Source organism: Brevundimonas sp. Root1279 (genome assembly GCF_001425945.1).
Lineage (GTDB): Bacteria > Pseudomonadota > Alphaproteobacteria > Caulobacterales > Caulobacteraceae > Brevundimonas.
This window is the reverse complement of the sequence record NZ_LMEB01000009.1, coordinates 322,446-338,014: the sequence shown is the minus strand read 5'-3', so window position 1 is coordinate 338,014 and position 15,569 is coordinate 322,446. Positions and strand designations below refer to the sequence as shown.

At 69.7% G+C, this 15,569-nt stretch carries 13 protein-coding genes and 1 tRNA gene; 7 read left to right on the top strand and 7 right to left on the bottom strand.

Annotation, left to right across the window (positions count from 1 at the left end):
- Positions 1–221: 221 nt before the first annotated feature.
- From ASC65_RS15220 to glmU, 5 genes are all read right to left on the bottom strand, one after another.
- Entirely contained in the window at positions 222–794 is a 573-nt protein-coding gene (locus ASC65_RS15220; RefSeq protein ID WP_056455185.1) for a prephenate dehydratase domain-containing protein, read from the bottom strand.
- On the bottom strand, positions 795–2,168 hold the full coding sequence (locus ASC65_RS15215) for a class II 3-deoxy-7-phosphoheptulonate synthase (RefSeq protein WP_056455183.1): 1,374 nt from the start codon (positions 2,166–2,168) through the stop codon (positions 795–797).
- 278 nt (positions 2,169–2,446) lie between these two features.
- A complete protein-coding gene (gor, locus tag ASC65_RS15210) occupies positions 2,447–3,832 on the bottom strand; it encodes a glutathione-disulfide reductase (RefSeq protein ID WP_056455181.1) in 1,386 nt (461 codons plus the stop codon).
- Positions 3,833–4,029: 197 nt separating this feature from the next.
- Positions 4,030–4,713 (bottom strand): ribose-5-phosphate isomerase RpiA, encoded by a 684-nt coding sequence (rpiA, locus tag ASC65_RS15205; RefSeq protein WP_056455179.1) that lies wholly within the window; start codon positions 4,711–4,713, stop codon positions 4,030–4,032.
- A gap of 42 nt (positions 4,714–4,755) precedes the next feature.
- Positions 4,756–6,117, bottom strand: coding sequence for a bifunctional UDP-N-acetylglucosamine diphosphorylase/glucosamine-1-phosphate N-acetyltransferase GlmU (gene glmU / locus ASC65_RS15200; protein ID WP_056455177.1), 1,362 nt, complete (start codon positions 6,115–6,117; stop codon positions 4,756–4,758).
- Between the two features lie 65 nt (positions 6,118–6,182).
- On the opposite strand from glmU, the gene ASC65_RS15195 reads away from it, so the two are divergent.
- From ASC65_RS15195 to ASC65_RS15185, 3 genes are all read left to right on the top strand, one after another.
- Complete coding sequence (locus ASC65_RS15195; protein WP_056455176.1) at positions 6,183–6,866, top strand: HAD-IA family hydrolase; 684 nt, start codon at positions 6,183–6,185, stop codon at positions 6,864–6,866.
- Positions 6,867–6,942: 76 nt separating this feature from the next.
- The gene (locus tag ASC65_RS15190; RefSeq protein WP_056455173.1) at positions 6,943–8,232 is read left to right on the top strand and encodes a dicarboxylate/amino acid:cation symporter; all 1,290 of its coding nucleotides are present in this window, start codon (positions 6,943–6,945) and stop codon (positions 8,230–8,232) included.
- A gap of 74 nt (positions 8,233–8,306) precedes the next feature.
- Positions 8,307–8,381, top strand: a tRNA-Val gene (locus ASC65_RS15185).
- A gap of 37 nt (positions 8,382–8,418) precedes the next feature.
- Here the strand turns inward: ASC65_RS15185 and ASC65_RS15180 are convergent.
- Positions 8,419–9,477, bottom strand: a complete 1,059-nt coding sequence (locus tag ASC65_RS15180; protein WP_056455171.1) for a type III polyketide synthase — start codon at positions 9,475–9,477, stop codon at positions 8,419–8,421.
- A gap of 86 nt (positions 9,478–9,563) precedes the next feature.
- On the opposite strand from ASC65_RS15180, the gene ASC65_RS16870 reads away from it, so the two are divergent.
- The gene (locus ASC65_RS16870) at positions 9,564–10,451 is read left to right on the top strand and encodes a UbiA family prenyltransferase (RefSeq protein WP_162245686.1); all 888 of its coding nucleotides are present in this window, start codon (positions 9,564–9,566) and stop codon (positions 10,449–10,451) included.
- 110 nt (positions 10,452–10,561) lie between these two features.
- A complete protein-coding gene (locus ASC65_RS15170) occupies positions 10,562–12,670 on the top strand; it encodes a DEAD/DEAH box helicase (RefSeq protein WP_056455167.1) in 2,109 nt (702 codons plus the stop codon).
- Between the two features lie 5 nt (positions 12,671–12,675).
- On the opposite strand, the gene ASC65_RS15165 is transcribed toward ASC65_RS15170, so the two are convergent.
- On the bottom strand, positions 12,676–13,260 hold the full coding sequence (locus ASC65_RS15165; RefSeq protein ID WP_235561513.1) for a nucleoside 2-deoxyribosyltransferase domain-containing protein: 585 nt from the start codon (positions 13,258–13,260) through the stop codon (positions 12,676–12,678).
- A 113-nt stretch (positions 13,261–13,373) separates the two neighbouring features.
- Between ASC65_RS15165 and ASC65_RS15160 the strand changes: the two genes are divergently transcribed.
- Together ASC65_RS15160 and alr are read left to right on the top strand one after the other, a co-directional pair.
- The gene (locus ASC65_RS15160; protein ID WP_056455165.1) at positions 13,374–14,456 is read left to right on the top strand and encodes an ABC transporter ATP-binding protein; all 1,083 of its coding nucleotides are present in this window, start codon (positions 13,374–13,376) and stop codon (positions 14,454–14,456) included.
- Between the two features lie 51 nt (positions 14,457–14,507).
- Complete coding sequence (alr, locus tag ASC65_RS15155) at positions 14,508–15,545, top strand: alanine racemase (RefSeq protein ID WP_156459705.1); 1,038 nt, start codon at positions 14,508–14,510, stop codon at positions 15,543–15,545.
- Positions 15,546–15,569 lie beyond the last annotated feature (24 nt).

Here is a 15,569-nt window from a genome sequence, read left to right as displayed (position 1 = left end):
TTCACTACGGCGGGTGGTTCGTTTGCGAGCCGCCGCTCCATCTCGGAGCGGTCGCCGGCGAGGAAGTCAGGACGCGATGCCCGACGCCTCAGCCGGCGTATCGAAAGCCGTAGAAATACAGGTCCGCGGCCGCGAAAGCGCGGGCGGTGAAAGTCGCAGCGATGGCTTGCGAGCAGACCATGGGGTTTAGAAGCCGCAACAATCGTGCGCCGTCAACCCGTTCAGGCGCTAAGCAGGACGAAACGCGTCCGGTTGTCGGCCGAATCCTGGATATCGTTGCTCAGAATCGACAGCTCATAGACTTCCGCGGCCCGGATCGGGGCGACCGCGGCCCGCGTCGGGTCGCCGGCCTCGGCCACAGCCCGGGCGGCGCCGGCGGTGTCGAAGGCCTCGACCGCGGTGATGCTGTTGGCGGTGAGGAAGCCTGTGCACTGGCCCAAGGCGGCCGGATGGCTCTCCGCGGTCTTGATGTCGCCGAGACGCGCGCCTTCGACAGACATCAGCGCCAGGCGGATCGGCCGCCAGGCGTCGCCGACGATGGTCAGGCCCGAGGACTCGACCAGCGAAGCGGCGGGCTCGACACGGCCGATGGTGGAGTTCTCGACCGGGATCAGGGCCGCCCCCACCTCCCCCGCCTTCAGGGCGTTGATGGCCGCCTCGAAGGTGTCGAAGGCGACCGGCTCGTCCCACGGACGCAGGTCGAGGCAGGCCTCATGGCTGAAGGCGCCGGGCGCGCCCTGATAGGAGACGCGGCCGGGCGCTTCGTCATCTCCGGGACGGCCGACGCCCTCCACCTAAGCCGCCTGCGAGCGGTCTACCCGCCCCGACTTGAGCCGCTCGGCGACCAGGAAGGCCAGCTCAAGCGCCTGGTCAGCGTTGAGGCGCGGGTCGCAGTGGGTGTGGTAGCGGCTCGACAGGTCGTCCTCGGTCAGGGCCTGCGCCCCGCCCAGGCATTCCGTGACGTCCTGGCCGGTCATCTCCAGGTGGACGCCGCCGGGGTGGACGCCCTCGGCCTCGGCTACGTCGATGAAGCCCCGGACCTCGCCCAGGATGCGCTCGAACGGACGGGTCTTGTAGCCGTTGCCGGCCTTCAGCGTGTTGCCGTGCATCGGGTCGATCGACCAGACCACGCGCTTGCCGTTGTCCTTCACCGCCTTCATCAGGCGCGGCAGGCGGTCGCCGACCTTGTCGACGCCGAAGCGGCCGATCAGGGTCAGGCGGCCCGGGATGTTGTCCGGATTGAGCACGTCGATCAGCGGCAGCAGGTCGTCCGGCTCCATGGTCGGGCCGCACTTGAGGCCGACCGGGTTCTTGATGCCGCGGACGAACTCGACGTGGGCGCCGTCCAGCTGGCGGGTGCGCTCGCCGATCCAGACCATGTGGGCCGAGGTGTCGAACCATTCGCCGGTGGCGCCGTCGAGTCGGGTCAGGGCGCTCTCGAGGTTCAGCAGCAGGGCCTCATGGCTGGTGAAGACCTCGACGCGCGACAGATCGGGATGGGTCTCCGGCGTGACGCCGACCGCCTCCATGAAGGCCAGGGCCTCGGTGATCTTCTCGGCCAGCTCGCGGTATTTGGCGCCGTAGGCGGTGTCGCCCGCGAATCCCATGGTCCAGCGGTGGATGTTGTACAGGTCAGCGTAGCCGCCGCCGGCGAAGGCGCGCAACAGGTTCAGGGTCGAGGCCGACTGGTTGTAGGCACGGATCAGGCGCTGCGGATCCGGCACGCGCTCTTCGGGCGTGAAGGCCATGCCGTTGATGATGTCGCCGCGGTAGCTGGGCAGCTCGACGCCGTCGATCTGCTCGATCGAGGACGAACGCGGCTTGGCGAACTGGCCGGCGATGCGGCCGACCTTCACCACCGGCTTGCGGCCGGCGAAGGTCAGGACCACCGCCATCTGCAGGATCAGGCGGAAGGTGTCGCGGATGTTGTCGGTCGAGAACTCCTTGAAGCTCTCGGCGCAATCGCCGCCCTGCAGCAGGAAGGCCTCGCCGGCCTCGACCTGCGCCAGCTTGGCGGTCAGGTGACGGGCCTCGCCGGCGAAGACCAGCGGCGGCATGGCGCGCAGCTCGTCCTCGACGCGGTGCAGGGCGTTGATGTCCGGATAATCCGTCGGCATCTGCACGACGGGTTTTTGTCTCCAGCTCTCGGGGGTCCAGCGCGTACTCATCCGGGCAAGATAGGCGGACGGGCGCGCGGGGACAACGCGGCGGTTTGGCTGAGGGCGGATTGGATCAGGCGGCGTGGCCGATTGGGCGCCGTCCGCGGATGCCAAGTGGCTAGTGGCTGGCCCGCGCCGGTGAAGCGGCGACCATCGAGCCGCCCCCCGCTGGCGACGGCGCGTGCTTGGGTCGACGGTCGGCGGAAGGGCGACGCGGACGGCTGCGGTTCCGGAGGCGGTGGCCAGCCACTAGCCACTAGCCACTAGCCACTCAGCCGCCGCAGACATCAGCCCGCCGCCATATTCCCCGGGTGCTGCTTCTCCTTCAGCGTCACCAGCTCCTCGGCCATGGTCGGATGCACCGCGCAGGTGGCGTCCCACTGGGCCTTGGTCAGGCCGGCCTTCACGGCGATGGCGGCGAGTTGGATCATCTCGGGGGCCTCGGGGCCGACGATGTGGCAGCCGACGACCTTCTGGGTCGTAGCGTCGACGACCAGCTTCATCAGCACGCGCTCGTCCGATCCGGTGAAGGCGTATTTCATCGGCCGGAAGCGGGTGACGTAGACGTCGACCTCGCCGGGGCAGGAGTGGCGGGCCTCGCTCTCGGACAGGCCGACCACGCCGACCGGGGGCTGGCTGAAGACGCCGGTGGCCACGGCCTCGTAGTCGAAATGCTGCGGGTTGTTGCGGAAGACGGTCTCGTGGAAGGCCACGGCCTCGCGAATGGCGACCGGGGTCAGATTCATCCGGTCGGTCACGTCGCCGATCGCCCAGATGTTGTCGGCCGTGGTCTTGGAGAAGGCGTCGACGCAGATCGCCCCGTTGTCGTCGACCTTCACGCCGGCCGTCTCGAGGCCCAGCGCCTTGACGTGGGGCACCCGGCCGGTGGCGAACATGACCACGTCGGTCTCGATGGTCATGCCGTTCTCGAGCCGGTTCATCAGGCCGGTCTCGGTCTTCTCGATGGCCTCATGCTGACAGCCGAGGATGACCTTGATGCCGCGCTTCTCGATCTCGCCGGCCAGGTGCGCGCGGACGTCGTCGTCGAAGCCGCGCAGGATGTTCGGGCCGCGGTAGATCAGGGTCGTCTCGACGCCGAGCCCGGCGAAGATGCCGGCGAATTCGACGGCGATGTAGCCGCCGCCGGCGATCAGGATGCGCTTGGGCAGCTCCGGCAGGTGGAAAGCCTCTTCCGAGGTGATGCAGTGCTCGATGCCCGGCATGTCCTCGGGCGACCAGGGACGGCCGCCGGTGGCGATGAGGATCTTCTCGGCGGTGATCGTCTGGTTCTTGCCGACGATCTCGACAGTGTGGGCGTCCTTCAGGACGGCGCGGCCGTGCACGAGGTCGACACCGGCTTTGCCCAGGTTGGCGGCGTAGATGCCGGACAGGCGGGCGATCTCGACGTCCTTGGCGTGAATGAATTTCGGCCAGTCGAAGCTGGCGTCGACGGTCCAGCCATAGCCTTCGGCGGTCTCGAACTGGTGGGCGAAGTCGGAGGCCATGACCATGAACTTCTTCGGCACGCAGCCGCGGATGACGCAGGTGCCCCCGACGCGGTGCTCCTCGGCGATGGCGACTCGCTTGCCGCCCAGGGCGGTCAGGCGCGCAGCCCGCACGCCGCCGGAGCCGGCGCCGATGACGAAGAGGTCGTAGTCGTAGGTCTGGGTCATGGCCTGTCGATTCAGCGGAGCAGTCGGTCCACGCCATGTAGACGGTCCGCGCCTGAATCCAAGCGGCGGGCCCTATGGGGACATTGCAAGCAGCACGCGTCGCGAAGGTCAGGCAGGCGACGATCGGCCATGCACGGCTCCTTCATCCGACCGATGGATCACCGACTGCAAAGCCCGGACGAGCCAGGACGCTCCGTTTAAGGCGTCAGCACCTGCACGCCGTCATCCGTGCCGATGATGGCTTCGTCGGCGAGGTCGAGGAACAGGCCGTGCTCAACCACGCCGGTGATCAGCTTGAGATCGTCGGCGAGGCGCTGCGGATCGTGGATGGCCTGGCAGGCGGCGTCGTAGATCAGGTTGCCGCCGTCGGTGCGGACCAGGCCGCGCTCGGCGGTGCGGACACGGGCCGGCATGGCGATGTCGTGGTCCGAAAGCACGTCGGCGATGCGGTTGGCCGTGGTCTTGTGGCCGAAGGCGACGACCTCGATCGGCAGGGCGAACTTGCCCAGCACCGGCACCACCTTGGCCTTGTCGGCGATGACGATGCAGCGGGCCGAGGCCTCCCACACCAGTTTCTCGCGCAGCAGGGCCGCGCCGCCGCCCTTGATGAGGGCCAGGCCCGGGCCGCACTCGTCGGCGCCGTCGACGGTCAGGTCGATGCGCGGGGTGTCCTCCAGGGTCGACAGCGGCAGGCCCAGCTCGCGGGCCAGTTCGGCGGTGGCCTCCGAGGTGGGCACGCAGCGCAGGCCGTTCAGGTTGCGGGCGGCCAGGGCCTTCACGAACCAGGCGGCCGTCGAGCCGGTGCCCAGGCCGACGATCATGCCCGCCTCGACGCGGAGGGCGGCGGCTTCGCCGGCGAGTTTCTTTTGCGTGTCGCTCATGCGCGGCCTCCTAACCTGTTCGCGCCGCTGAGGGGAGAGGCTTCACCCCTTCGCCGCCTTCTTCGCCCGCATCATGTCCATGAACTTCGCCGCCCAGCCCGTCTTGGCGGTCTGAGGCGCGCGGGCCAGGGCGAGATCGCCGGGCGCGACATCGCTGGTGATCACAGAGCCTGAGCCGACCATGGCGCCGGCGCCGATTGTGACCGGGGCGACCAGGGAGGTGTTGGAGCCGACGAAGGCCCCCTCGCCCACTACGGTGCGGTGTTTGAAGAAGCCGTCGTAGTTACAGAAGATGGTCCCGGCCCCGATGTTGGCCTTGGCCCCTACCTCGCCGTCGCCGAGGTAGGCCAGGTGGTTGGCCTTGGCGCCGGCGGCCATCTTGACGTTCTTCACCTCGACGAAATTGCCGATCTTGACCTTCTCGCCCAGGGCCGCGCCGGGGCGCAGTCGGGCGTAGGGGCCGACCTCGGCGCCGGTGGCGACGGTCGCGCCCTCGATGTGGCTGAAGCTGCGGATGCGGGCGCCCGGGGCGACCTTGGCGCCGGGGCCGAAGACCACGAACGGCTCGATGTGGGTCCCGCCGCCGACCTCGGTGTCCCAGGCGAAGTGGACGGTGTCCGGAGCGGGCATGGTCACGCCGGCGGCCAGGAAGGCGTCGCGCTGGACCTTCTGGAACAGGGCCTCGGCCTGGGCCAGTTCGGACTGGGCGTTGACGCCCATGACCGAGTCCTCGGAGGCGAAGACGGCGCGGGTCGGCTCGCCGCGCTCGCGGGCCAGCTCGACCACGTCGGTCAGGTAGTATTCGCCCTTGGCGTTGTCGTTCTTCACCTCGCCCAGAAGCTCGAACAGCAAGCCGACCGGGGCGGCCATGACGCCGGAATTACAGGCGGTTATGGCCAGAACCTCGGGCGAGGCCTCCTTGGCCTCGGTGATGGCCAGCAGTTCGCCGTCCCGGGTGACCAGGCGGCCGTAGGCGCCGGGGTCGCGGGCCTCGAAGCCGATGACGGTGACGCCCTCGTGGTCGGCGAAGACCGGCTCGATGTCGGCGGCGCGCAGCAGGGGCACGTCGCCGTAGGTGATGACCACCTGGCCGACGAAGTCGCCCAGCACGGCCTCGGCGGCGCGCACGGCGTGGCCGGTGCCGAGCGGGGGGTCCTGCACGGCGATGGCGTCCTCGCCCAGGCGCTTCACCACGTGGTCGCGCACCTCGGGCGAATGCGCGCCGACGACGACGACGATCCGCTCGCAGTGCAGGGCCTCGGCGGCGTCGATGGCGTGGTCCAGCATGGCGCGGCCGCCCACCGGGTGCAGCACCTTGGGCAGGGGCGACTTCATGCGCGTGCCCTGTCCGGCGGCGAGGATGATGGCGGCCCTTGGATGCGAAGACGTGGGGTGGCTGGTCATGAATCGGTCCGAACGGTAGTCAGCCCCCAGCTCTAGCCCATCGGGGCGCACGGCGGGAGAGACGGGTGACGACACGCGACCTGGAAGGCTGGACCATCGCTTTCGACCTCGACGGCACCCTGGTCGAGACCGCGCCGGACATCGTCGGCACGCTGAATCGTCTGCTGGTCCAGCACGAGCTGCCGGTGCTGCCGCTCGAGCAGGCCCGCAACCTGATCGGCCACGGCGCCGTGGCGCTGCTGAAGCGCGGGTTCGAGGCGGCCGGCGCGGTCTGGGACGAGACCGCCTCCCCCGCGCTGCTCAAGGCCTTCCTGGCCGACTACATGGAGCACATCGCCGAGCACAGCACCGCCTATCCGGGCGCGATCGAGGCGCTGGACGAACTGGCCGCGCAGGGGGCGATCCTGTGCGTGGCGACCAACAAGCCGACCGACCTGTCGGTGGCCCTGTTCCGCGCGATCGGACTGGAGAGTCGCTTCAAGGTGATCTGCGGCCCACAGTCGGTTTCGGCCAAGAAGCCGGACGCCGCCCACATCCGCGAGACGGTGCTTCAGGCCGGCGGCGACCCCGCCCGGGCGATCATGGTCGGCGACAGCATCACCGACCTGAACGCCGCCCGCGCCACCGGCGTGCCGTGTATCCTGACCAGCTTCGGCTACACCGACATCCCGGCGGCGGAGCTCGGCGCTGACGCTGTGATCGACCATTTCAGCGCGCTGCCGGCGGTGATCGGGCGGCTGATCACATAAATCTGCATCTGCACCCGTTGCGGTATGCTGCACCTGCGAACATGTTGAAGGGCCGATCCCTCCCCGGAACGTCCGCATGATCCGTCGCTTCTTCGCCATTCCGCTCTGGCAGCGGACCGCCGCCGGCTTTGCGCTCGGCATCGTCGCCGGCCTGATCCTGAGGGAGCATGCCGAGACCTGGCTGCAGCCAATCGGCGACGTCTATCTGAACCTGATCCGCATGGTGGTCGCGCCGCTGGTGCTGTTCACCATCGCCAGCTCAATCGCCAAGCTGGGCGAAGGCGTCGGCGCGGTGCGGCTGGGGGTGCGGACGATCGTCTGGTTCGCCATCACATCCTTGCTGGCGGTGCTGGTCGGCTTCGCCTTCGGCCACATCGTCAACCCGGGCATGGGGCTGGAGAACCTGCCGCTGGGCGAGGTGCGCGAGCGCGAGATCCCGACCCCGCTGGACGTGCTGATCGGCATCGTGCCGACCAACCCCTTCGCCGCCCTCAGCGAGGGCAAGGTGCTGCAGATCATCTTCTTCTCGGCCCTGGTCGGCGCGGCCCTGGTGGCGCTGGGCGATCGGGCGCAGACGGCGCGGCGGCTGGTCGACGAGGGCGCGGCGATCGTCTTCCGCATCACCCGCTGGGTGATCCAGCTGACCCCCTTCGGCGTCTTCGGCCTCATCGGCTCGGTCGTCGGCGGCTACGGCTGGGAGGCGCTGCTGCCGCTCGGCAAGTTCATCTTCGCCATCTACGCCGCCTGCCTGTTCCACATCCTGGTGGTCTATTCGAGCCTGCTGAAGCTGCACGGACTGAAGGCGCGCAGCTTCTTCCGCGGGGCTTTCGCGGCCCAGCAGACGGCCTTCGCCACCTCGTCGTCGCTTGGGACCCTGCCGGTCACCCTGCGCCAGACGGTCGAGCGGCTGGGCGTGCCCCAGGCCTATGCGGCCTTCGCCGTGCCCCTGGGGGCCAGCGTCAAGATGGACGGCTGCGGGGCCATCTATCCGGCCATCGCGGCGATCTTCATCGCGCAGTATTTCCACATCGATCTGACCCTGACCCACTACATCCTGATCGGGCTGACGGCGGTGCTCGGTTCGCTCGGCACAGCCGGGGTGCCGGGCACCTCGATCGTCATGCTGACCCTGACCCTGTCGACGGCCGGCCTGCCGCTCGAAGGCATCGGCTACATCGTCGCCATCGACCGGATCATCGACATGATGCGCACGGCGACCAATGTGACCGGCCAGATGCTGGTCCCGGTGCTGGTGGCCAAGGAGGAGGAGATCCTCAACGAGGACATCTACAACGGCCACGTCGCCTGGCTTCCCGGCGACCCGGACGCCGAGACTCCGGAAGCGGTGCAGGCGGCGGGAATCTGAGGCTTGCGCGGCTCGGGCGACCGGGCTATGTCCGCGCCCTCCCCGGACGGCGACGCCGCTTCGGGCCCGAAGATGGATGCGTAGCTCAGCGGGAGAGCACCTCGTTCACACCGAGGGGGTCACAGGTTCAATCCCTGTCGCATCCACCATCTTCCCGTCCTCGACATCGCCAGCGCCAAGCGACTCTCAGCCGGTGGATTGCGCTCGCCACCTCAGCAAACTCGCCTCCGCCGTGAACCCCGGGCCGAAGGCGGCGAGCAGGCTGAGGGCGCCGGGCGACGGGTGGTCGGCGCGCAGGGCCTGGTCGAGGACGAACAGGACGGTGGCGCTGGACATGTTCCCGAACTTGGCCAGCGTGGCGTAGCTGGCCGTCAGGCGCGGGCGGGCGTCGGGTATCAGTTCCTCGACTCGCGCCAGGATCTTGGCCCCGCCCGGATGCAGCAGCAGGGAGGCGAGGTCGTCCGGGCCGGCGAGGTCGGCGAAGGCCTCCATCACCTCCGGCACCAGATCGCGGACGACGTCGGGCACGGTCCCTGAGACGCGGACGCGGAAGCCGCCGTCGTCGAAGTCCCACCCCATGACCCCGGCCGTGCCCGGACTGCGCAGGGTGGTCGAGCGGAGAACCTCCAGCGGGCCGTACAACCCGGCCGCATCACCGGCGATCAGCACAGCCGCGGCGCCGTCGGCGAAGATGGCGGTCGAGACCAGATTCTGCAGCGAGACGTCCGTGCGCTGGAAGGTGATCGAATTGAGCTCCAGCGCGATCAGCAGCCAGCGGGAGGTCGGCCGCCCCTCGGTCAGCCGAGCGGCCAAGGCCAGGCCCGCCGCGCCGCCGGCGCAACCGAGGCCGAACAGCGGGACGCGGCTGACCGTGCGCGGCAGGCCGAGCGTCTCGGCGACATAGGTGTCGATGCTGGGCGCGGCGATGCCGCTGGAGGAGACGTAGATGACTCCGTCAATGGTTGAGGGCTCGACCCCGGCCTTGGCCAGACAGTCGGCGGCGACCTCCGAGGCCAGGGCCTTTGCCGCCACGAGGTAGGCGTCATTGGCCGCGCCAGGACCAGCGCCGCGGGCGAACCACTCCGGCGGCACGGCGAAATGGCGCTCGTCGACGAGGGCGTTGTCGAAGACCGACAGGTAGCGGCTGTTGGCCGGGCCGAAATGGGCCTCGGCCAGGGCCCGCACCTCGGGCTGGGAGAGCCGATGCTCGGGGACGACTGTGGCGACGGCGACGATCTGAGGCACGGACCCACGTCCCTTGGCGTCTCCGGGCGCGGTTGCATCCTTCGGCGTCGAGGCACACTGTCGCTCAGTTCAGGGGCAGGCGCAACGTGACCCAACCGGACGCAAGAGCTTCGAATCCCGGGCGGTTTCAGTCTTCGCGCCTGAGCGGCCTGCTGGTCGCCGCGCACCCCTTCCCGGCCGTGCTGAACGGCTTCGCAGGGGGTCTGGTCCACGTCGTGGCGGCGGGTCGACTGTCGCCGACGAGCCTGGGCGTAGCGGCCTCGATCGCCCTCATCCACGCCTCGATCGGGACCATGAACGACTGGGTCGGTCGCGACAGCGACCGCCTGAGCAATCCCGACAAGCCGATCGTGCGCGGCGTCGTGGCGCCCTTGGAGGTGCTGGCGGCCTCGGTGCTGACCGGCCTGGCGGGATTGATGGGCGCCTGGGCGACCCACGCCCTGCCCATCGGCCTCGCCATCCTGCTGGCGGGAGCGGCCTACAACCTGGCGCTCAAGGGCACGCTATGGAGCTGGGCGCCGTACGCTGTCGCCATTCCATCGGTGGCGGTCTGGGCCTTCCTAGCGGCGGGTTCGACCTCGCCGTGGATCTGGGCCAGCTATGCCGTCGGAGCGGCGATGGCGGTCGCACTCAACCTGGCCAACACCCTGCCCGATCTGGAGGGCGATGCAGCGCTTGAGACGGCGGGGCTGTCGCACCGGCTCGGGGAGCGGCGGTCCCAGATGGCGGCGGTGACGTTGCTCATCGTATCGAGCGCAGGCGTCGCAGGTCCGGCGCTGGGCGCGGCCCTCCCCGCGCCGGGGATCGCAGCCTTGGCCATCGGCGGGATCGGCGCCTGGGTGATGGCGGCGGGCTATCGAAGGGGCGGACGCGCCGCCTTGCGCCGGGCCTGGTTCGCCTGCGCCCTGTCATCGGTCGGGTTGGCGGCCTGCTGGGCGGCGCTTCTCAAGGGGATAACCGAGGTCGTCCAGTAAGGAATGTGGCGTCCGGCCACCCTTCCGCCTTGTTCAAGGCGCACAAGCCCCGCCCTTCGCGCGGCCCCTTTGGCTGGCGCGCGCCGCTCTGGCGCCTTACGGACCATCCCATGCCCTTCCCCGCCAGTCATCCCGCGCTCGACCGCGCGCTTTCCGAACGCGGCTATGCCGAGCCCACCCCCGTGCAGGCCGCTGTGCTGGAAGCCGAAGAAGGCCGCGACCTGCTGGTCTCGGCCCAGACCGGCTCGGGCAAGACCGTCGCCTTCGGCCTGGCCCTGGCCACGACCCTGCTGGGCGACGCCGAGCGCTTTGCCGACAACGGCGCTCCGGTCGCCCTGGTCATCGCCCCGACCCGCGAACTGGCCCTGCAGGTGTCCAAGGAGCTGGAGTGGCTCTACGCCAACACCGGCGCGCGCATCGCCACCTGCGTCGGCGGCATGGACCCGCGCGCCGAGCGCCGGGTGCTGGACCGCGGCGCCGCCATCGTGGTCGGCACCCCCGGGCGCCTGAAGGACCACATCGAGCGCGACGCCCTGGACCTGTCCGAGCTGAAGGCCGTCGTCCTCGACGAAGCCGACGAGATGCTGGACATGGGCTTCTCGGAAGACCTGACCTTCATCCTCGACCAGGCCCCGGCCGAACGCCGCACCCTGCTGTTTTCGGCCACCATCGCGCGCGACATCGCCGAGCTGGCCAAGACCTATCAGCGCGACGCGATCCGCATCGACACCACCAACAAGAACGTCGCCCACGGCGACATCGAATACCGCGCCATCCGCGTCGCCCCGCATGAGGTCGAGCACGGCGTGGTCAACATCCTGCGCTATTTCGAAAGCCCTGGCGCCCTGGTGTTCGCCAACACCCGCGAGCGGGTGAAGCACCTGACGGCCAGCCTGCGCGAGCGCGGCTTCTCGGTCGTGGGCCTGTCGGGCGAACTGACCCAATCGCTGCGGTCCGAGGCGCTGCAGGCGCTGCGCGACGGCCATGCGCGGGTCTGCGTCGCCACCGACGTGGCGGCGCGCGGCCTCGACCTGCCCGACCTGGGCCTGGTCATCCACGCCGAGATCCCGGTCAACAAGGCCACCCTGCTGCACCGCTCGGGCCGGACCGGCCGCGCGGGCAAGAAGGGCGTCTCCGTCCTGATGGTCACCCACACGCGTCGCCGCAAGGTCGAGCTGATGCTTCAGTCGGCCTCGATCAAGGCCGAATGGGCGGGCCCGCCGTCGGCCGACGACATCCGCGCCAAGGACCATGAGCGGATGCTGACCGATCCGATCCTGATGGCCGAGGCCGACGAGGAATCGATCGCCATGGGTCGCGAACTGCTGGCCCGGACCTCGCCCGAGCACGTCGCCGCCGCCTTGATCCGCCTGTACCGCGAGAAGCTGCCGCCGCCGGAAGACGTCCACGACGACGAGCGCATGAAGCGCGCGCAAGCGTCCGGCGTGAACGAGCGCGGCCAGCGCGACGGCCCGCTGACCGACTTCGCCCGCGGCGGCGAGATGACCTGGTTCAAGGTCAACATCGGCCGCGAGAAGAACGCCGATCCGAAGTGGCTGCTGCCGCTGATCTGCCGCCTCGGTCACGTGACCAAGCGCGACGTCGGCTCGATCAAGATCTTCGACCGCGAGACCAAGTTCGAGATCACCAAGGACGCCGAGGCCAAGTTCCGCGCCGCCCTGAACACGCCGAACGACGAGGGCGTCAACATCGGCGACGCCGTCGCTCCGGCGGCCGGCGAAAAGAGCCTGCGCAAGTGGGACAAGCCGCAAGGCGATCGTGGCGGCGACCGTGGGGGCGACCGTCCCGACCGCGGCGACAAGCCTTTCCGCAAGCCGCGCGCCGAGGGCGAAGGCTTCAAGAAGCCCTGGACGCCGCGCCCGGACGGCGATGCGCCGAAGAAGCCCTGGAAGGCCCGCGAGGACCGTCCGGAAGGCGACGGCCCGAAGAAGCCCTGGACGCCGCGCACCGACCGCGAGGCCGCTCCCGCCGCGTCAGGCGACACCGGCGGGAAATGGGTCAAACGCACGAAGGACGGCCCGACGCCCGAAGGCAAGAAGCCGTGGGTCGAGAAGCCCAAGGGCGACAAGAAGCCGTGGACGCCCCGCGCCGAGGGCGCCGCGCCCGCCGGTGATCGTCCGTGGACCGGCAAGCCGAAGCCCGGCTTCAAGCCCAAGCCGGGCGGCAAGCCTTACAAGGGCAAGGCCGACCGCAGCTAACTGAACTAGCGCGCCGCCGCCTGCAGGGCGCGGCGCGCTTCCGTCACCAGCGCATCCATGTCCTCGACCTGGCGCACGCCATAGGTCTCGGCGGTGATGTCGACATTGCCCTTGCGCCAGAAGCCGTCGGGGGCGAGCACGATCATCTTGCCCGAGCGGGCATGCAGGCCCAGCTCCAGCAGACTGATTGGGCTCTGGGCGCCCGGCGCGAAATACATGACGATGACGTCGGCCGCCTCGAGCGCCGCCAGCTCCCATTCGACCTGACGCCGGAACTCCGGCTCATCCGCCTCGGGCCGCCAGTCGGGGTTCCAGTCGGCGCGACGCGGGTTCAGCACCACCACGTCCAGATCGTCGACCGCTGCGATCAGCTCCGCCTGCCAGTCCGGCGCTTCGCCGCCGGCGATGCTGCCGCCCAGGAACAGCCGCGGCCGTCCGTCACCGGCCGGCAGGGCCTCCGGCGAGGTGACCACCTGGAAGGCCGGCGCGGTCCCGACCGGCGGGGTCTGGGCCGCCGCGGGCATGGGAGCGGCGGCGAGCACGAGCAGGATCGACACGATGGAAGCGAGGGCGAACGGGCGGAGCGACATGCCGCCCTCTTCCGCCCCTCCGCGCCGAGGCGCAAGGACTGTCCAGCGGTTGATCCGCACGTGTAACCGTTTACGGTGCAGCCAAACCAAAAGACGGCTCAGGCAGGAAACACATGGCGGACGTCCGGCTGACCGGCGTGACCAAGCGGTTCGGGACGACCGAGGTGCTGAAGGGGATCGACCTGGAGATCGAGGACGGCGAGTTCGTCGTCTTCGTCGGGCCGTCCGGCTGCGGCAAGTCCACCCTGCTGCGCACCATCGCGGGGCTGGAGGAAGCCAACGGCGGCGACATCTCGATCGGCGGAAAGCGGGTCAACGACCTGTCCCCGTCCGAGCGGGGCATCGCCATGGTGTTCCAGTCCTATGCGCTCTACCCGCACATGAGCGTCTACGAGAACATGGCCTTCGGCCTGAAGCTGGCCAAGGCGGACAAGGCTGAGATCGACCGGCGCGTGCGGGCCGCCGCTGAAACGCTGAACATCACCGACTATCTGGACCGCAAGCCCAAGGCCCTGTCGGGCGGCCAGCGTCAGCGGGTGGCCATCGGCCGCTCCATCGTGCGCGAGCCCGAGGTGTTCCTGTTTGACGAACCGCTGTCGAACCTGGACGCCGCCCTGCGCGTGCGCATGCGCTATGAGTTCGCCAGCCTGCACGAGCGGCTGAAGACGACCATGGTCTACGTCACCCACGACCAGGTCGAGGCCATGACCCTGGCCGATCGGATCGTGGTGCTGAACGGCGGCCTGATCGAGCAGGTCGGCAAGCCGATGGAGCTGTACGAGCGGCCCCGTAATCTGTTCGTGGCCGAGTTCATCGGCAGCCCCAAGATGAACCTGCTGCCGGCGGAGATCGTCACCGCCACGGCCAAGGGCGCGACGGTGAAGACCGCCGCGGGCGAGACGATCAAGGTCGACGTCGACGCCTCGCGCGCCAAGGCCGGCGACCAGGTCACCCTCGGCGTGCGGCCTGAGCATTTGCAGGTGAAGGGCAAGGGCGCCGCGCTCAGCGCCAAGGTCACCTTCTGCGAGACCCTGGGCCACGCGACCTACGCCTATCTGGCGGCCGGCGAGACGCCGCTGACCCTGCTGCTGCCGGGCGACGTCCGGCCGACAATGGGCGAGAACGTGGAATTGCATGTCCCGGCGAGCCACGCGCACCTGTTCGATGCGCAAGGAATCGCCTTCGAACGGCTGTAACCGCGCGGCTTCTTATTGCATCGCACAACGGCGTAGCCCTAGATGCGCGCCATGCCCGTTCCGGCCCTGCTCACCGTCGATCTGAACGCCCTCGCGGCCAATTTTCACGCCCTCGAGGCTGTGGGCGCCGCCCCCGTGCATCCGGTGGTCAAGGCCGACAGCTATGGGCTGGGCGCCGCCGCCTGCGCGACGCGGCTGATGACGGAAGGGGCGCGGACCTTCTTCGTGGCTCGGGCCAGCGAGGGCGAAGTCCTGCGCGCCGTGCTCGGCCCGGAGCCGGCGATCTATGTTCTGGACGGCTGTCTGGCCGGACGGGCGCCGCGGCTAAAGGCGGCTGACCTGCGACCAGTCATCAACACCGCCGTCCAGTTGGCCGAGTGGCGCGCCGCCGGCGGCGGCCGCTGCGGCGTGCAGATCGACACCGGCATGAACCGGCTGGGCTTCCGTATCGACGACGCGCCCGAGCCGTTCGAGGGTCTGGACTTGGTGCTCAGCCACCTGGCCTGCGCCGACGATCCCTCCGAGCCGATGAACGCGCGCCAGCGCGACGCCTTCGCGGTCGTGGCGCAGCGCTATCCTGGCGCACTGCGATCCTTCGCTAATTCGGGCGGGGCATTCCTGGGCCCGGACTACGCCTTCGACGCCCTGCGTCCGGGCATCTGCATGTACGGCGGCGGTCCGGAGGGGCGGCCAGACCCGCGCATCCGCGCCGTGGCGACCCTCAGCGCCGAGGTGCTGCAGGTGCGCGACGTGCCGGCCGGCGAGACCGTCGGCTATTCGCGCAAATTCCTCGCCGAGCACCCGACCCGGATCGCCACCTGCGGAGCCGGCTACGCCGATGGCGTGCTTCGCGCGTACAGCCCGACCGGCCTTGTCGCCGTCGGCGGCGCGCTTCGCCCGATCGTCGGCCGGGTGTCCATGGACGTCTGCGCCGTCGACGTCAGCGGGCTGGACGTGGCTGTCGGCGACACGGTCGAACTGTTCGGCGCTCAGCGGAACATCGACGAGGCGGCGACGGCCGCGGGCACCATCGCCTATGAGCTGCTGACCTCGATCACCGCGCGGGTGCCGCGCCGATACGTCGGCTAGACCGTACGTCAATCGCGGTCGCAC